Raw genomic sequence first — 16,598 nt, 5'->3', positions numbered from 1 at the left:
GGGATTGAGCTTAACAGGAGGCAGTATGAAATTAGGCTTTGCATGCAAATTTTTAAATGAAGCATTAGAGCAACCTCTGCCGTTCAGGGCCACAACGCGTAAGAGATTTCTCAGCCTGAATAATGAAGATAAAACCAAACTGATCTCTGAGATAGCCAGGCTCAATTTAACTCAGCTTGGAGCTACGTTAAAGCAGGTGGCACAGATGCCAGCAGCGCTGAGGATGATGCGAATCGGTAGCGATCTGCTGCCTTTATATACTGTTCCTGAAGCCGCGCCTTTATACGCGGAGTTTTTGCCGGATCTCATCCCCTTATTTAAGTCATGCGGCGAGTTTGCCCGCGAGAACGATATCAGGCTTTCATTCCATCCTGGCCAATATACGGTGCTGGCCTCAGATAATCCGGGCGTAGTTGAGCGCGCAATCGAAGATGTTGAATACCATACGCTGTGCGCAACGTTGATGGGCTATGGCCAACAGTTTCAGGATTTCAAAATAAATATTCACATGAATGGCAAAGGCGGTTTTGAGGGCTTTAAGCACGCCTTTAACCGTCTCAGCTCTGAAGCAAAACGAATGTTGACCGTTGAAAATGATGAGGTGTCCTGCTCTTTAGATGATGTCCTGCAAGCGGCTGAGCTTTGTCCGATCGTGCTTGATATTCACCACCACTGGGTGAAAGAGAATGAATTTATCAAACCTGACGATCCGCGAATTAACGAGATCAAAGCCTCATGGCGCGGCGTTCGTCCGGTTATGCACTACTCCATTTCTCAGGAAGGATTGATCCCGCAAGAGGGTTTTCCGGATCAGAATACGCTTGGCCTCTCCAAAATGAAATTACGCGGCCATTCGGACTTCTATTTTAACCCCACGCTGAATGACTGGGCTTTATCCTTTGAAGACTTTGACATCATGTGTGAAGTGAAAATGAAAAATATCGCCAGGGACAGACTTTATCACTACAGCCTTGCCCGTCATCGCTGAACAGCCCGAAGAGGGCTGACTCAGCCACGACAAAGAGTTTCCACCGGGGCGTCGGGCATCGCCCCAGGGAAAATAACCTCAACGGCTGAGAGTGGCGTTCAGGGCGTCGATAGAGGTTTGCAGTCCCGCTTCCACGCTCATGGTCAGGTCTTCCATCTCCAGCGATACGTAACCGTCATAACCCGTCATTCGCAGCACCGAGAAAAACTCTTTCCACCACTGCAGATCCTGTCCACAGCCCACGGCAACATAGTTCCAGGTCCGCGTTTTGGTTTCGGTAACGGGCTGAGACTCCAGCAGGCCATCAATATCTGCCAGACCGCGCTCAATACGGGCATCTTTACCGTGTACATGGTAAACAGCACCTTCCAGTCTGCGTGCTGCGGCGACAGGATCTGCACCCATGGCAATCAGATGGGACGGATCCAGGTTCATGCCAATCATCTCACCAACCGCTTCGCGCAGGCGGAGCAGGGTGGAGGCGTTATAAACCAGCTGGCTCGGGAATGCTTCTAGCGCAATTTTTTCAATGCCGTGCTCCCTGGCATGTTCGGTGAACTTCTGCCACCAGGGGATCGCCACCTCGTTCCATTGATAGTCAATAACGCCAGGCATGTAATCGGGCCAGGAGACGGTGGAGGTTATCCAGTTGGGGATCCGGTCTTCCGGGCAGCCGCCGGGTAATCCACTCATCATGACTATCTTTTTTACGCCAAGCTTGCCTGCAAGCTCAATGGCACGATAGCTACTCTGGCTATGTTTCTCACCCAGCTCACCCGGAGCAAGAGGGTTACCGGAACAATTAAGCGCAACAATTTCCATTTCCCGGAAGGTCAGTTCGCTACGAAACTGCTCCAGCTTTTCAGGAGAGCTAAGCAACGTTTCTGTGGGGACATGCGGGCAGGGAGACCAGCCGCCTGCGGTCATTTCTACGCCGGTAATACCGTAAGCCTTAACTCTGTCCAGCATATCGGGAAAAGCAAGATCGGCCAGAACATCGGTGCATAATGCAAGTTTCATAATTTATCCTTGAAAGATTTCAGAACGGCATAAGGCTATAAAATTTGGCAGAGATATTTCTGGCTAATTCATATTACTCCTTTATTAAGCATTCCCATCTTTTAATTAATAATTAAAACGGAAAATGAAAGCTCCTGTCTGCTTTAATAGTTTTTCCGTGCGCTGTGGAAGTTATATCAGCATGAGACTGGAAAACCATCACGGGCATAAATTAACTATTAAGTTCGTGCAGGAGATCATTAAATTTTATTTAAAAAACCAGATATGAGTGTCCTTAGTCACACTTTGTAATTCTTCCGTTGACATAGCAAGAATGAAGATGTTTATAAATTCGATTTTTTAGCGCCAGGTAAAATTCATTACTGGCAAGCTCAGTTGCCCACCCCCCAAGCCGTAGTAGCTGTCATTACTCTTTCGATTCCCTTAAAGCAGCTGGAACTTTCTAAAGTGAGAAAAATAACGCTCTACCTGTACTTTAATGATAATTTAGTTCTGAGCTGCGGTAAGGTGAAAGTGGTGGTAAATATGCGGGAGGTATCATGATTACCCATTGCCTGAACGATCGATCTTCTTTCTCAGGTTTTGATGCGGCGGGCACGCCACGACTGCTGTTTATCTGTAAAGCGGAAGGAAAAGAAGCGGCTATGCCCCGCGTTATGCATAAACATGATGAACGCTTTGAACTGATGTTTATTCAGGAGGGAAGCGGGGTTTACAATATCGATGGTCGGGGATACCACGTCAAACGGGGGGATTTACTGCTCTTTAACGCCGGTATACTGCATGACGAAAATCCCGCTGCCTCGGATGACCTGCTTATCCTGAGCTGTGGCGTAGAGCGGCTGAAGTTTGCGGGATTGCCGTTGAACCATCTGACCACTCGTTCTCAGGTTGCAGTCATGCCCAGCGGTGAGTTGTGCGAGAATATTCAGCAACTTTTTCACCAGATATGGCATCACGTCAGCGCTAATAATACCGGCAGTGCGGAGATTGCCTCTCATCTTCTGTGCGCATTGCTGCTGCTCTGTCGTAACCTGTGGAATAAAAGCCATCACGAGTATCAAAGTGACGGAGATATACTGGGCCAACGTATTAAAGATTATCTTGATTGTAATTATAAAAATGATATCGATCTGAAGTCGTTAACCGCGGTTATTAATATGAATTCATTTTATCTGGCTCATGTGTTCAAAGCTTTTTCAGGCTATTCTCCTAAACATTATCAAACCCGCAGAAGAATTGGGGAAGCCCAAACGTTACTGCTCGGGACGGTATTGGGCGTTGCGGAGGTAGCGAAAGCGGTGGGCTATGATAACGTGAATAATTTCCACCGTATTTTTCATAATCTGGTGGGTATCCCACCGGGTCAATACAAAAGGTTCTGGCTTAGCGGGCAAAAAAGAGCCTGAATTCTGGCATAGTGAGATCACTCAGGCTTCAGATAAAACGATCTCAGTTATACCGGCGGATTAGGCTGATAGCGGCCAGTAAAGATTACTCTGGCCGTTAAACTTAATGGCTACCCTTATCAACGCGACTAACGCAATTCAGGCCATGCTACGGCAGGAATGCCGTTCAGCAGCGGTTTGGCAAACAGGAATCCCTGGAAATTAAAGATCCCGGCTGACTCCAGCCACATCCACTCTTCCGCTTTTTCCACACCTTCTGCAATAACGGCAATCTCCAGCGATGAGCAGCACTTAATGATCGCCTGAATAATAGCCTGCTTAGGCCCGCTTTTGTGCACGTCGGTGATAATGCTGCGGTCAATTTTGATTTTGTCAGGCTGGATGCGTGAAAGCAGCAGTAGACCGGCAGAGCCTGCGCCAAAATCATCAATAGCCAGACTGATGCCCGCCGCTTTCAGCTGTCTGATTGCCAGTTCAAAATCATCGATTCTGGAGATAACTTCCGTCTCTGTTACCTCCACCACGATTTGTTCAGGGACCAACCCGTGGTCGCGGATCAGGGCGAGCAGATAATTAACGGCGTCGGGCACTTCGACCAGTGCCATAGGCAGTAGATTTATGGAAAGCGTCAACCCCTGAATATTCAGCTCTTTCGCCAGGGCGAAAGCATGGGCTTTGGATTGCAAATCCACGGAGTAAATTTCCTGCCGCGAAAGCTGTGAGAAGTAGTCCAGCGGAGGAAGTCCCGATTCACTGCGGATCAGCGCTTCCAGCGAAACGATTTTTCTGGCGAGCGGGTCGATTATCGGCTGGAACGCGAACCTGATCCCCTGAGAAGCCGGAAGGGTGGAAACTTCTGCCTCTGCGGGATCGGTATCGGTAATAAAATCCCAGTGCTCTGCTGGAGGAACTTCGAAGTAGTTTTCTGTTTCCAGGGCTTCTACAAAGGTACGGAGAAATTGCAGCGCCCGATCGTCGTAAGTGAGCTGATATTTCGACGTACCTTTATTCAGAACCGCCTGCAAAACGGTAGGTCTGTCGTGTTCCCTGAGATCAAAAAGCTCCATACCCACATTACCAAAACGGCGGGAGGGTGCGTAATCACGCATCAGTTCTACCAGATTGTGATGGCGACGATCCTGACAAATATGGTCGTAAACCGAGCAGACGGCTTTTTCAGAGCCTTCAAGGATCTGGAAAAAATGGGTGCCGTTAAAAAGTAAAATACCGGTAATGCCCAGCGACTCATTCAGCAGATTGGCTTTTTTCACCAGTGCTGCCAGAGACTTAACCGGAACGTCATCAGCAATATGACTGCGGTAGATAATGGTAATCAAGTTCGGGGCCTTCCAGCTTTTTTATCCAGGGAGGACTACTTTAACAGAAGGTAATAGAGTGTTGTCCAGTAGAGGTTAAGAAATGATGATTGGCGCGGGCTGAAAGCGAGAAGTTAAGTCAAACCAGGCAGAATGCGCGAACCTTTCTTAAGCCAAATTATCGGAAAAGAGTGTTCCGTTATTATGCACTATATGGAAAGTGGTGCTAAATTAAAGGGGTATAATCAGAAAGTTACGGGGGAAACGTGCACGGCAAAGATTGGAATTATCCTGCAGAGATTTGCGCGGTAATAGGTAGGGCCGTTTCGGAGCTTATCAGGAGGGAACAACCTCTTGGTAAAAAGAATGTTCTCGCCATGCTGCAGCAGCACAGTAAACAAACATCTGATGAAAAATTGAAAGCGGTTTATCTTCAGGCGCTACGTCATATTCTGGAAAGCTTTCACTGATTGTTCTGCAACTGGGTTCGGAAGACTCCCGATGTCCTCTCTTCAGCCCGGGCTATTCTGCATTACTCCTGACACTTACAGACGCCTGAAACATCCCTGCTTAATCCTCCAGCTTTTAATGCTTCTTGCTTCCGTCTGGCGGCCCATCACTGGTAAACAGGTGAGACATATCATCACGGCCCGGTTGGTCAGCACCGGTCTCTTCGGTTTCAAAAAAGGAATAATTCCTCAACTCTGCTATAGCGGAGCGACAGGCTTGCTGTCTGAAGGTATCTTTTTCGGAAGCCGACATAGAGTGGAGCAAGCGCAACAGGTTAGCGCTATTGATGCTGGCGTCATCTTTCAGCAAAACCATCACGGCCTCACCTAAAATAATGTCGGTTAATCTTTCTTCATCGTCTTTGTACATAACAACGTCTCTGATTCAGTGATGTGGACATAATGGCAATGACCACAGGTACTGGAAGCAAACCTTGTTTTGCAGGAGTCAGCAGGGTGGCAGCCTGCGCTGTGGCTCAGACGGGGCTGCCAGTCAGATTGTCGTGTTGATGATAATTTGTGGAAAACTGAAAGGTACAACTTGTGTTGTAAGCTTCAGTCTTCACGACCAAACAACAGGCCAATCAGCGCATAGTAGTGCTGTTTCTGCTCAGGTTCAGAAGCCAGTTCAAGCTTTTTCAACAGCGTGACACAAAGCGTTTTGCGGTTAAGTGTTTTACCCGTACGCAGGATCTCAAAAACGACCTGACCAAGCATCTCCTGCTGCGAAGGAACAACCGCTTCGCTAAAAAAATGGCTGAGATCATTTTCAGTCTTAAGGTTTGTTCCGCCCTGACGCATAGAGTGCCCCTCAATCGTAAATTTTGTGGAATGGTTCAGTCCGTAAGCGGTGAAGTTATACAAAACTTCCTTGCTTGTACAGCAACGAAATGTTTTTTCCCTGCGCAGATAAATCGCATAAGAATTTTATCTAGTATTTTCATAGAGTTAAGAAAAAAATTTGGCTTAACCAGTTATTCCGGTTGAAAAGGGCAACTTCTACCAGACTAAAGGGTAGGCTTGGTAAAAACCGGGCAATGAACCTTATCGACAGTATGACGATACCCTTAGGGTCCTGGTGCTTAAATGCCGTTGCGGCGGAGATGAACCCTTTATCTGTTGCAGCGCTATGCAGGAAAAATTCTTTGCCTGTCTTAAACTATGGCAAAAGAGTCAGGACGCCATAATTGTCAGAAGAGGTAAGTATTTAAAAAGGCTGGAGATCAAGCGCGCATTCGTTATAAATTGAGTTTTCAGTCAGGCCATTTTTTTTATAATAAAATTTTCCTGATGCTTAAACTTTACCTCAAGTTGAGATCTTATTTTTTAAACTGATAAGCGCTAATAAAGAAGCGAGCTATTTCGCTAAATAAAAAACGGGGAAGGCGCTTAATAATATGTAAACTCTTTTTTATCAATGAGTTGTGCAAATCAAGATTTAATTTCAACTGAATGTAGTGAAAAAAGTAACTATACGGATTTAATCACTTTTTTACTCCTCTTTTTGCATTTTCGTGCTGAGTAGTATTTGCCAAAACAGGGGTAATTTGTTTACTAAATCTTAAGTTACAATGAGTTAAACTAGAGAAACTCTGTTTTCTCACTCTTTTTTTTCCACAGGTGACAGTTATCCTTATTCGAATTAACGTTGGTTTATCAGGACTTCTTTTGTAAAATTTCAGCGGACCCAGAGACAGGAGAAGATGTGTACGACGATCATTCACTCCATTTCGGAAGACAAGTCCGCAAATGGAGAAAGAAAAGTAAGCTCAGCCAGGAAGATTTATGTATTCATGCTGAAGTTGATCGAAGCACCTTAAGTGCTATCGAGAATGGAAAGCGTAACGCCAGCCTGACTACCATGCACAGTATAGCGCTCGCGTTAGGCGTCCCACTCAAGTTACTTTTGAGTAAAGATTGAATTCGATGACAAACGATAAACAGGTCCGGTACAGAGTTTAGTTAATCTGTCAGTGCCGAGTGATTTCCCCTGGAGTATTTACTCCTCACTCAGCACTGTTAATAATCCGACTAAGAATTCACTCTCTTTTATCCTGCGTCAGCATGATTTTTGACCCGCTAAATATCGCCGGTCTGGCAGAGCCAAAAAATCTTTGCTGACGCCTTTAATATTTTTTCGCTTTGCGAAAATCACTATTCACTTGCCACTCTCTCATTTCCTCAATCCAGCCAGAATCGGTTTCCACACTCAAGCCATCTGTTTTTAACGCTTATCGGGCCGTTATCCCGGCTGTCTGAACATGGTCATGTCATAATTAACAGCTAATCTCGCGCGGTTGTAACGATTGCCAGGCTAGAATGCTAACAGGCTTTATTTTCTTAAACGGGAGATGTTCATGGCTGACAACAGATCTGCACAATGTCATTGTGGCGCGGTAGTCTTTAACGTTGAACTCACTGATGGGCTTAACACTGCCACTCGCTGCAACTGTTCATTTTGTGGTATGCGTGGTGCGGTAGTCGTCTCTGCCAGAAAAATAGAAGTGGTGAAGGGGCAGCAGAAGCTCACGCAGTACCGGTTCAACAGCGGGGAAGTGGCGCATTACTTCTGTTCAGAATGTGGTATTTATACTTTTCATCAGCGGCGCTCTAATCCTGAAATTTTCGGCGTCAACGCCGCCTGTCTTGACGAAGTTTCACCCTTTGATTTTCCTTCAGTAGATGTCAGTAATGGCCTCAGTCATCCAAAGGATGGTGGCGTTGGTGGCATTGCAGGTAAAGTGAAATATTTCCCCAATAATTAAAGCAGTACCACATCGGGTGCCCGCACAATGGCCGGGAAACGACTGGCCTTGTCTGTAAGAGGGGCATTTTCAGCTCTTATGCGCAGTTTTCAGCCCCCGGGAAAGCTCCTGGATCCGCCTCATGGTTTTTACTGTTCGCCCCGACGTTGCAGATGCTACCGACAATATCAGCATCTCCAGGCAAACCAGTACCGTGCCATGCAGGGGCATGCGACCCTTTTCACCTCCGCGTGGAACTTTAATCACCACATCCGCTTTTTTACTGAAGTAAGAGTCTGCGGCATCAGTAAGTAAAATAACCGCAATTCCCAACCTTTTTGCCTCTTTCAGGGTCAGAACACCTTCCCGGTGCGCTGAATTCTGCGCCATCATAATCAGCACATTACCGCGTTGCAGACCAATCAGCTGCTCTGCCAGCGCCACGCCCGAACGGTTCAGCACTATAGCGGGGAAACCAATCCGCGAGAATAACCTGCGGCTGTACTCTGCCAGAATGCCGGAAGCGTTAATGCCAAAAAGCGCTACCTGATTCGCTTCACTCAGCAAGGCAACGGCTGCAGAGATCGCTTCGCGATTATGAGGCGAAGAGAGCGCATCGCAGGCACGTTTGTGTCCTTCCAGCACGAAATCGATCCCGGAATTCACGTCGCTGGCCAGCTCGCTAACGGTCGCAATGATTTTCTCATCTGATTTCAATGCCGGACCAAACCAGGCTTTAAGCGTCTGTTTAACTTCCCGCAGCCCGCTAAATCCTAATGCCTGAACAGCGCGAATGACCGTCGCATCCGAACTGTTGGTAGCCTCAGCGATATCAAGGGCCGTTGACTCCATAAAGATCTCACGATTCTCATGGATATAACGAACGACCGCCTGCAACAGCGGCGAAAGGGCAGAAGCGCGTGCACGATAACGTTCGCCAAAAATATCCACCCGTTTATTTGTTTTATTGCCTGCCACCATCATTGACCGCTTTTCTGTTTCGAGGTTGTTCTTATCAAAGCTGCAACTCTTCTGTAGTGAGTAAAACTGCCTTAGCAGGTTTTTACCGGTCTGAAGTGTGGTAAACATGCCCGGAGATTTTTACCAGCCTTGAAAAAATTCCGTTCACCTGACTGTATTAAAAGAGTTTTTATGGGGATGAAAAATAACCTGGGCTGGCTTTTCGCTGTAGTGCCGCAAGCAGAGTAAAACATTTACTACTACATCACCAGAGTTTGATTGATTCTCAATTACATTTGTCTGGCTCAATTCTGCCCCTGAGCAGGATAAGTTACTGTGACCAGAGAACCGGTCAGTCGCAAACTGAGTCCGGTATTGGGAAGGCTGCGTTTATCTTCCTGACTAAGCATTCACAAAAATTAATGCCAGGTTTTACTAAAATGAATAATGCTTTTCCCTTCGTGCTTAATCGCACCCCTCGTCCGACTTTGATTACCGCCGTTTATGGCGTGATGATTTTTACGCCGGGCATGGTTTTTGCGGCTGAAGACGCCTCCACGCTGACCGTTTCTGCTCAGGAAAATGCTGATTCGGGTTACAGCGCCAGTAGCAGTTCAGTTGCCAGTAAAACCGCCACCTCAAGACTCGCTGAAGCGCAGTCGGTCAGCGTGGTCACTCAGCAACAGCTGGAAGATTATCAGGTCAGCAGCCTGTCGGACGCGATGCGCTTTGTCAGTGGCGTAACGGAAGGCAATACGCTGGCTGGCACGGAAGATGGATTTGTCCGTCGTGGGTTCGGCTCTAACTCTGATGGATCTGTTTACCGGGATGGCGTGCGCAGCAGCCAGGGGTTGAATTTTGATGCCACCACTGAACGCGTGGAGGTGCTGAAGGGGTCCGCCTCACTGTTGTATGGCATTCAGAATCCCGGCGGCATTATCAATGTGGTCAGTAAAAAACCGCGCTATGAGTGGCAGAGCAAAGTCAGCGGACGCTATGCAAGCGAAGGGGGCGGTGCCGGAACGGTTGATGTGACCGGCCCGCTCGGCAATGGCTTTGCTTTCCGTCTGATTGCGGAAAAACAAAATCAGGATTACTGGCGCAGTTTCGGCAGCGACAAACACACGCTGATCGCTCCCTCGCTGCAATGGTATGGCGAGCAGGCCAGTTTCTTGATCAGCTATGAAGATTATCGCTATGATATCCCTTACGATCGTGGCACTGCCTTCGTTAATGGAAAGCCAGTAAACATCGGGTATAAAGAGCGTCTGGATGACAAAGCTAACCACGCCTGGGGCCACAATAAAACCCTTAATGCGCACTACGACTGGCAGTTCAATGATGAGTGGAGCACTCGCCTGACGCTGGGTATGAATCAACGCCAGTACAGCAATAACGAGGTCCGGGTGACCGCTGTGAACAGCGAAACCGGAGCCGTAACCCGCCGCGCTGATGCTAACCGGGGCTTTAACCACAAAACTAAATATCTCTCCTGGGATGTGACCGGCACGCCTGAAATAGCGGGAATGGCTCACAATATCGTAGCCGGGAGTGATTATGAGATGATCCAGACTTACCGTGCGCATCAGTATCAGGGCACAGCCAATAGTGACTTCAACCTCAACTCCCCACAATATGACTTACTCTCTCCGGTCACCGACAGCAGTAGCGAAAAAACAGCGAATGCCAATCTGCTAAACCGCATTCACAGCCGTTCGGTTTACGTTAAGGACAGTATCTCACTTACCCGGGAGTGGACAGTCGTGGCCGGAGGGCGCTATCAGCATTATGAACAGCGGGCTTCCAGAGGTTTTGATCCGGTCATCCAGACGCTGGATGATGAAGGTAATAAATTCCTGCCGCAGGCTGGCGTGATCTACAAGCTGACGCCCGAGGTGAGCTTCTACAGCAGCGTCAGTAAATCTTTTACGCCATCTGCGGAGGTGAACGATGATGGTAACGTTGGTAAACCAGAACAGGGCACAACGTGGGAAGTGGGCAGTAAATGGCAAATTTCCCCGCGCCTGTTTGCCAGCGTTGCGCTCTATCGCATTGATGAGCGCGACATGTCGCTCAGCATCAACGGTGAAACAAGAACCATTGATAAGGCGCGCTCCAGTGGCGCCGAGTTCGAACTGAACGGTGAAGTACTTCCGGGGTGGGATCTGAGCGCAAATTACAGTTACGACGATGCAGTAATTGTGGAGGATGGTCAAAACAATGCCAATAACGGCAACCGTCTGCAGAACGCACCGCGTCATTCAGGTGCCCTCTATCTTAGCCATAAGCTCACCATCCAGGGTCTCCCTGGCGACTTCCGCGTTGGCGGAGGCGCACGCTATGTAGGCACACGGGCGGGCGATCCTGAAAACAGCTTCACCCTGCCAGATTATGTTGTGGCTGACAGCTTTATCGCGTGGAACAACCGCCTTTTTGGCGAGAAAACGCAGCTGAAATTAAATCTTAATAATCTGTTTAATAAACACTACTACACCTCAAGCGGCGGCGATCTGCGTGTCCGCGAAGGGGAAAGCCGTTTCCTGATGGCCGAGGCCAGCATTGAATTCTGATCTCATGAAGCTGAACAATTCCCGTCGGTTAAGCTGGCTTACTGCCATGCTGATTAGCGTTGCCGCGCCGCTTTATTTAGCGTTATCTCCCGCTGTGATGGCAAAATCTGTGACTGACATTGAAGGTATCCAGGTGGAAATCCCCGATAATCCGCAGCGTATTGTGCTGGGTGAAAGCAGGATGCTCTATACCCTGGCGATGCTGGAGCCCGGCGATCCTTTTCGACATATCATTGGCTGGCCGCTGGATCTGAAAAAATATGACAGCCAGATGTGGGAAATTTTCGCCCATAAGTTCCCTCAAATGCTCAGGATCCCTTCGCTGGGTTCAGGGGGAACCAATGATATGGATCCCGAGCAGGTGCTGGCGCTGAAGCCGGATGTGGTTATTCTGCCCAGTCTGGCCAGGTATGATGACGGTGATCTGCGCTTAGCTGCGATGCTGAAAGCGGCACATATTCCGGTGGTAAAGGTGGATCTACGCGTACATCTGCTGAAGAACACCCCTCGCAGCGTTTCGATTCTGGGCGAAGTGCTTAACCAGACCGTCCGTGCAGAGGCTTTCAATCATTTTTATCGTACTCACCTTGATGTTATCCAGACGCGCCTTGCCAGCTATCAAGGGCGCAAACCCAGCGTATTGCTACAGCTGCATCTTGGCAGAAGAAATGAGTGCTGCGTTACCGCAGTGAAGGGAAGCCTGGGCGAACTGCTTGCCGTGGCAGGGGGCAATAACATTGCTGCCAACACGGTTCAGGGGGTTTTTGGGCGTTTGAGTGAAGAGAAGGTGATTGCTTCCCAGCCGGATTACTACTTTGCGACCGGAGCCGGGGATAATGCGGCCGATAGCATGCTGAAGCTGGGGCCGGCGGTGGAAGCGGAAGCCGTACAGCGCAGCTTTGCAGAGATGACGCAAAAACAGCGCGGATTACGCGAACTGAAGGCTTTAACTAACGGGCACGCCTCAGTGATCTGGATGAACTTCTATCTCAGTCCCTGGCACATCGCCGCTACCGAATTTATGGCAAAAACCCTCTATCCTGAGCTGTTTGCCGATCTGCAACCGGAACAGACCCTGAAACAGATTTTCCGGGATTATTTGCCGGTTCCTTATAGCGGCACCTGGTTTATGCATCCCGGTTGATTCTTACGTTGCAGTCAGGTTTGCTCTTATCTTCTGATAATGCCCGCTCTCAGTCGGGCATTTTTTATCGTCAGGGTTGTAGGGGTCAGTTTGGATATCGAAAATTATTGTACGTTAAGGCTGTTTTTTGACCTTTCAACTTTGGCTGGCCTCAGCCGACGAAACTTACCGGAAGCCGGTATCTTGTTGCTTTTCCAGATATAGTCACCTGTCAGATTGATGTGCTCCCAGCCTAACGGCGACAAATGCGACAGCAGTTGCTCGTTGATCTTCAGCCCTTTACGCTTCAGGGCATCGACCGCTCTTTCCATATACATGGTATTCCACAGCGAGATCGCCGCTGTCAGCAGCGTCAGTCCGCTGGCGCGATAGCTCTGATTTTCCGGCTTTCGGTCCCTGATTTCTCCCAGCCGGTGCATGAATACCGCACGAGCCAGCGCGTTACGGGCTTCTCCTTTATTCAGTCCCGCCTGTACCCGCCGACGAAGTGCAGGATCGCGGAACCAGTCGAGCATAAACAGCGTTCTCTCAATACGGCCAATTTCTCTCAGCGCCTTTGCCAGGCCATTTTGTTTAGGATAACTGGCCAGTTTTTTCAGCATCAGGGATGCCGTTACGGTTCCCTGCTTTATCGAGGTCGCCAGACGCAGCACTTCACGCCAGTGAATCTCGATCTCTTTCAGGTTCAGGCTGGTCGTTGATATCAGTGACTGAAGCGCCGGGTATTGATCCGCTTTCCCTTTGATAAACAGCTTCTTGTCGTGGAGATCCCGGATTCGTGGACAGAACGCAAATCCCAGCAGATGCATCAGGGCAAATACATGATCGGTGAACCCCGCGGTATCGGTGTAATGCTCCCTGATTTCCAGGTCGCTTTCGTTGTACAGCAAGCCGTCGAGCACATGGGTTGAATCCCTGACCCGACTGATTATGCAGGTGTAAAACGGGCTGTATTGATCCGAAATATGGGTATAAAACTGACGTCCAGGCTCCTGACCGTATTTCGGGTTAACCTGCCCTGCATAGCGGCCTGAGCTGCCAGTCCTGAAATTCTGTCCATCCGATGATGAGGTTGTCCCGTCTCCCCAGAACGCCGCTAACGGCCGTTTCCCCTGCGCATTCACCAGCTCGGCAAGGGCGGCTGAATAGGTTTCGTCACGGATGTACCATGCCTGAATATCTTCCAGTGATGATTTGGTGCTTCCGGGGCAGGCTTCCGCCATTTTGGTCAGACCAAGATTGATGCCATCCGCAAGGATGGTGGTGAGGAGCAGGCGGGTATCGGGACGGGTAATGTCATTTTTTATATGCGAAAAATGTCGGGTAAACGTCGTCCAGCTGTTTACCTCATCGAGAATTTCCGTGATTTTAGGGCGCGGTAGCATGCTGTAAACCAGCTCTGCCAGCGGTGAAACCTGCACCGGGACGCAGTTATCCAGCGGAGAGACTTTTACTCCCCTGTCAGATATTTCCACATCGGGCAGCTCACCAAGGGCAGCCATGGCATTGACCTCTTCAAGTCTGGACTGAAGCAGGGTCATACGGCTGGTGATGTACTCATGATAATCAGCAGATACGGGCAGGGGCAGCGCCGGTGTGAGTTTGTCAAAGTCCTTTTCGGGAATGAGGTAATCATCAAAGTTTTTGTAGCGGCGTGAGCCTTTAACCCAGATGTCCCCGGAGCGCAATGCACCTTTAAGCTCGCTGAGCGCACAAAATTCATAGTATTGCCGGTCAATACCCGCAGGTGTCATCACCACTTTGCGCCAGCTTTCAGGGACAAACTCAAGCGGCGCTGTCGCCGGAACTTTACGTGACTGCTTTCGGTACATATCCTTGATCACAACCAGCGCATCAGCCAGAGGTTGCGCTGCCGGGGTGGCGACTAACTGTAAAGCGGACAACATGCGCGGGGCATATTTCCGTAATGTGCTGTATTTCTCAGTAATAATATGCAGCGGATCAAAATTATTTTTCCTGGCGAGATGGCGTGTTTCCTCCAGACTGGCGACAAATTGAGGCCATGGGAGTATGTTTTCTATTGCGAGCCATGGATCGCTATTTGAATCACGAGCTTCAGACAGTGCCTGGCCGACATCGATGTACTGCCTCAGTTTTGACTGGATCAGCTTTCCGGTCTGTTGAAGGCGCTCAGCCTGTGTTCTTTTGGCTTTACTGAACAGGCTGTTCAGCATGCGTTCATGCAGTTCAATCACTTCATCTATCAGTGTGGCTCTGGCTTCTTCCAGCACGCACACCAGGATCGCATGACGCCGGGCTGCTGAAAATCGGGTCAAATCCCGGCTGCTCATCTTTCGGCCTTCCCGCGCCAGTTTCAGCAACCGGTTCTGGTGAATGGTACGATCGATACCCTCAGGTAATGCCAGCGATTCAATGCTGCTCAGCCATTCAAGATGTTGCAGTACATTCTTACCATTGATTTTACCCGGCGGTTGCAGAAGCCATGTCAGCCGGGAAGGCTGATTATCTGAGGACTCAAGCAAACGATCCAGAGCATCCCTGTGAACCGGGGTTAACGGGGCATTCAGGGTCTGAAATACGATTTTATCGCCGCCTGCCATGGCCTCCGCACAGGTACGCTCCACGACATCAATCGCGGGGATCATCACGTTGTTCTGCCGGAGCCAGACCAGCAGCTCTTCGGCCAGAAGAATACCTTTATCGGTGCGCGTCGCCATCGGCAGCAGGTGTGTAACACAGTCCTGCTGTATTTTGTTGGTAAACGCTTTTACACCAAGATAGCGGTACAGTTCGGTTAAATGCTCGCGTCGCGTGGTTTCCCTGCCGGAAAGGTAAGCAGGCCAGAGATCCCCGGTGAGTTTTAGCCTGCTGGCGATATGCTTCAGCAACGCATCAGAGGCGGGGATTTTTTTATCCGGAGCAAAACCGACATTTTTCAGATAGCAAAGCAGGACGGCAAAACCAAATCGGCTGGCGGGTTTACGGTGAGCACTGATAAGCGCCAGATCATGTTCACTGAAATACGCCATTCGGGTCAGCGTTAACTCATCGTCTGGTAATGCCAGCAATGATTCTCTTTCCGACAGCGAAAGGATCTGCCTCCGTGCCATATAGTTTTCCTTGTAAATTATTTTGTGCGGTATTTTTAACAAAAGTGGTTATCGCATAAGGGTACACCCTTACACCATAATCAGAACGTGACGGCACACGATGTATGACATAACCTATATGCGATAGATTTAATGCAATAACCTAAATGCGATAATATGGTGAAAAAATGTTCATCAGAGCCTATTTAAGAGCATCAACGGAAGATCAGTTCGCCGATCGGGCAAAAGAGATGCTGGAGCAGTTCGTTCAGGAACGAGGCTATAAAATAGCCAGTTACTACAGGGAAAATATCAGCGGGACAAAACTTGATCGTCCGGAACTGGGGCGCTTACTTATGGACAGTCACCACAATGATATTTTGCTGGTCGAGCAGATAGACCGCCTGACCCGCCTGAGCAACAGCGACTGGATGACGCTGAAAAAGCAGATAGAACAACACGAACTGCGAATTGTCAGCCTCGATGTTCCTACCTCATGGCAGGCACTGTCAGAGAAAGACCCTTCGCAGGCTGATCCGATCACCCGTGCTGTGATAACCGCCATCAATAACATGCTTATCGACCTGATGGCTGCAATGTCGCATAAGGACTGGCTGAGTCGTCGTCAGCGGCAGAAACAGGGAATAGAACGGGCACATACGCTGGGGAAATACCGGGGAAAACAGGTCGATCAGGAGCGGCATCAGAAAGTCCTGTACTACCGGCAGGTAAAAAAACTCAGTATCCGCGAAACCTCAGACGCAACGGGCTACAGCCCTTCGCAAATCTGCCGTATCCAGGCATTGTACCGGCAATCAGAAGCCGAAGATTTTGGTTAAGTCATGATTAAGGTATGATGCGCTGATT

Annotated in this window: 14 protein-coding genes; 8 read left to right on the top strand and 6 right to left on the bottom strand. The window is 49.0% G+C overall.

All coding sequences use genetic code 11. The annotated features are described in order from the left end of the window. The first annotated feature begins 25 nt into the window (after positions 1-25). On the top strand, positions 26-988 hold the full coding sequence (uvsE, locus tag SD961_RS18265; protein ID WP_318791756.1) for a UV DNA damage repair endonuclease UvsE: 963 nt from the start codon (positions 26-28) through the stop codon (positions 986-988). A 78-nt stretch (positions 989-1,066) separates the two neighbouring features. Here the strand turns inward: uvsE and SD961_RS18260 are convergent, their stop codons facing one another. After that, positions 1,067-2,008: a sugar phosphate isomerase/epimerase gene (locus tag SD961_RS18260; protein ID WP_318791755.1), complete on the bottom strand. Its 942-nt coding sequence runs from the start codon at positions 2,006-2,008 to the stop codon at positions 1,067-1,069. Between the two features lie 539 nt (positions 2,009-2,547). On the opposite strand from SD961_RS18260, the gene SD961_RS18255 reads away from it, so the two are divergent. After that, positions 2,548-3,417 carry an AraC family transcriptional regulator gene (locus tag SD961_RS18255; protein ID WP_318791754.1) on the top strand — a complete coding sequence of 290 codons (870 nt, stop codon included), beginning with the start codon at positions 2,548-2,550 and terminating at the stop codon, positions 3,415-3,417. Between the two features lie 128 nt (positions 3,418-3,545). Here SD961_RS18255 and SD961_RS18250 read toward each other — a convergent pair whose 3' ends face one another. Further along, positions 3,546-4,754 (bottom strand): diguanylate phosphodiesterase, encoded by a 1,209-nt coding sequence (locus SD961_RS18250; protein WP_318791753.1) that lies wholly within the window; start codon positions 4,752-4,754, stop codon positions 3,546-3,548. Between the two features lie 245 nt (positions 4,755-4,999). Here SD961_RS18250 and SD961_RS18245 point away from each other — a divergent pair, with 245 nt between their 5' ends. After that, complete coding sequence (locus tag SD961_RS18245; RefSeq protein ID WP_318791752.1) at positions 5,000-5,203, top strand: hypothetical protein; 204 nt, start codon at positions 5,000-5,002, stop codon at positions 5,201-5,203. A gap of 115 nt (positions 5,204-5,318) precedes the next feature. On the opposite strand, the gene SD961_RS18240 is transcribed toward SD961_RS18245, so the two are convergent. Continuing rightward, entirely contained in the window at positions 5,319-5,612 is a 294-nt protein-coding gene (locus tag SD961_RS18240; RefSeq protein WP_318791751.1) for a hypothetical protein, read from the bottom strand. A 185-nt stretch (positions 5,613-5,797) separates the two neighbouring features. Further along, positions 5,798-6,043, bottom strand: coding sequence for a regulatory protein YcgZ (gene ycgZ / locus SD961_RS18235; protein WP_318791750.1), 246 nt, complete (start codon positions 6,041-6,043; stop codon positions 5,798-5,800). Positions 6,044-6,947: 904 nt separating this feature from the next. Here ycgZ and SD961_RS21755 point away from each other — a divergent pair. After that, positions 6,948-7,163 carry a helix-turn-helix domain-containing protein gene (locus SD961_RS21755; protein ID WP_412916707.1) on the top strand — a complete coding sequence of 72 codons (216 nt, stop codon included), beginning with the start codon at positions 6,948-6,950 and terminating at the stop codon, positions 7,161-7,163. Between the two features lie 436 nt (positions 7,164-7,599). Next, positions 7,600-8,007, top strand: a complete 408-nt coding sequence (locus SD961_RS18230) for a GFA family protein (RefSeq protein ID WP_318791749.1) — start codon at positions 7,600-7,602, stop codon at positions 8,005-8,007. A gap of 69 nt (positions 8,008-8,076) precedes the next feature. Here the strand turns inward: SD961_RS18230 and SD961_RS18225 are convergent, their stop codons facing one another. Beyond that, positions 8,077-8,967, bottom strand: coding sequence for a MurR/RpiR family transcriptional regulator (locus tag SD961_RS18225; protein ID WP_318791779.1), 891 nt, complete (start codon positions 8,965-8,967; stop codon positions 8,077-8,079). Positions 8,968-9,386: 419 nt separating this feature from the next. Between SD961_RS18225 and SD961_RS18220 the strand changes: the two genes are divergently transcribed. Both SD961_RS18220 and SD961_RS18215 read left to right on the top strand, forming a co-directional pair. Further along, positions 9,387-11,516, top strand: a complete 2,130-nt coding sequence (locus SD961_RS18220) for a TonB-dependent siderophore receptor (protein ID WP_318791748.1) — start codon at positions 9,387-9,389, stop codon at positions 11,514-11,516. Positions 11,517-11,562: 46 nt separating this feature from the next. Further along, entirely contained in the window at positions 11,563-12,660 is a 1,098-nt protein-coding gene (locus SD961_RS18215; RefSeq protein WP_318791778.1) for an ABC transporter substrate-binding protein, read from the top strand. 104 nt (positions 12,661-12,764) lie between these two features. On the opposite strand, the gene SD961_RS18210 is transcribed toward SD961_RS18215, so the two are convergent. After that, on the bottom strand, positions 12,765-15,752 hold the full coding sequence (locus SD961_RS18210; protein ID WP_318791747.1) for a Tn3 family transposase: 2,988 nt from the start codon (positions 15,750-15,752) through the stop codon (positions 12,765-12,767). 167 nt (positions 15,753-15,919) lie between these two features. Between SD961_RS18210 and SD961_RS18205 the strand changes: the two genes are divergently transcribed. Beyond that, positions 15,920-16,570: a recombinase family protein gene (locus tag SD961_RS18205; protein WP_318791746.1), complete on the top strand. Its 651-nt coding sequence runs from the start codon at positions 15,920-15,922 to the stop codon at positions 16,568-16,570. Positions 16,571-16,598 lie beyond the last annotated feature (28 nt).

This window comes from Erwinia sp. MMLR14_017, assembly GCF_033657285.1.
GTDB lineage: Bacteria > Pseudomonadota > Gammaproteobacteria > Enterobacterales > Enterobacteriaceae > Erwinia.
The sequence above is the reverse complement of the archived record's forward strand: the minus strand, read 5'-3'. Positions and strand labels throughout refer to the sequence as shown.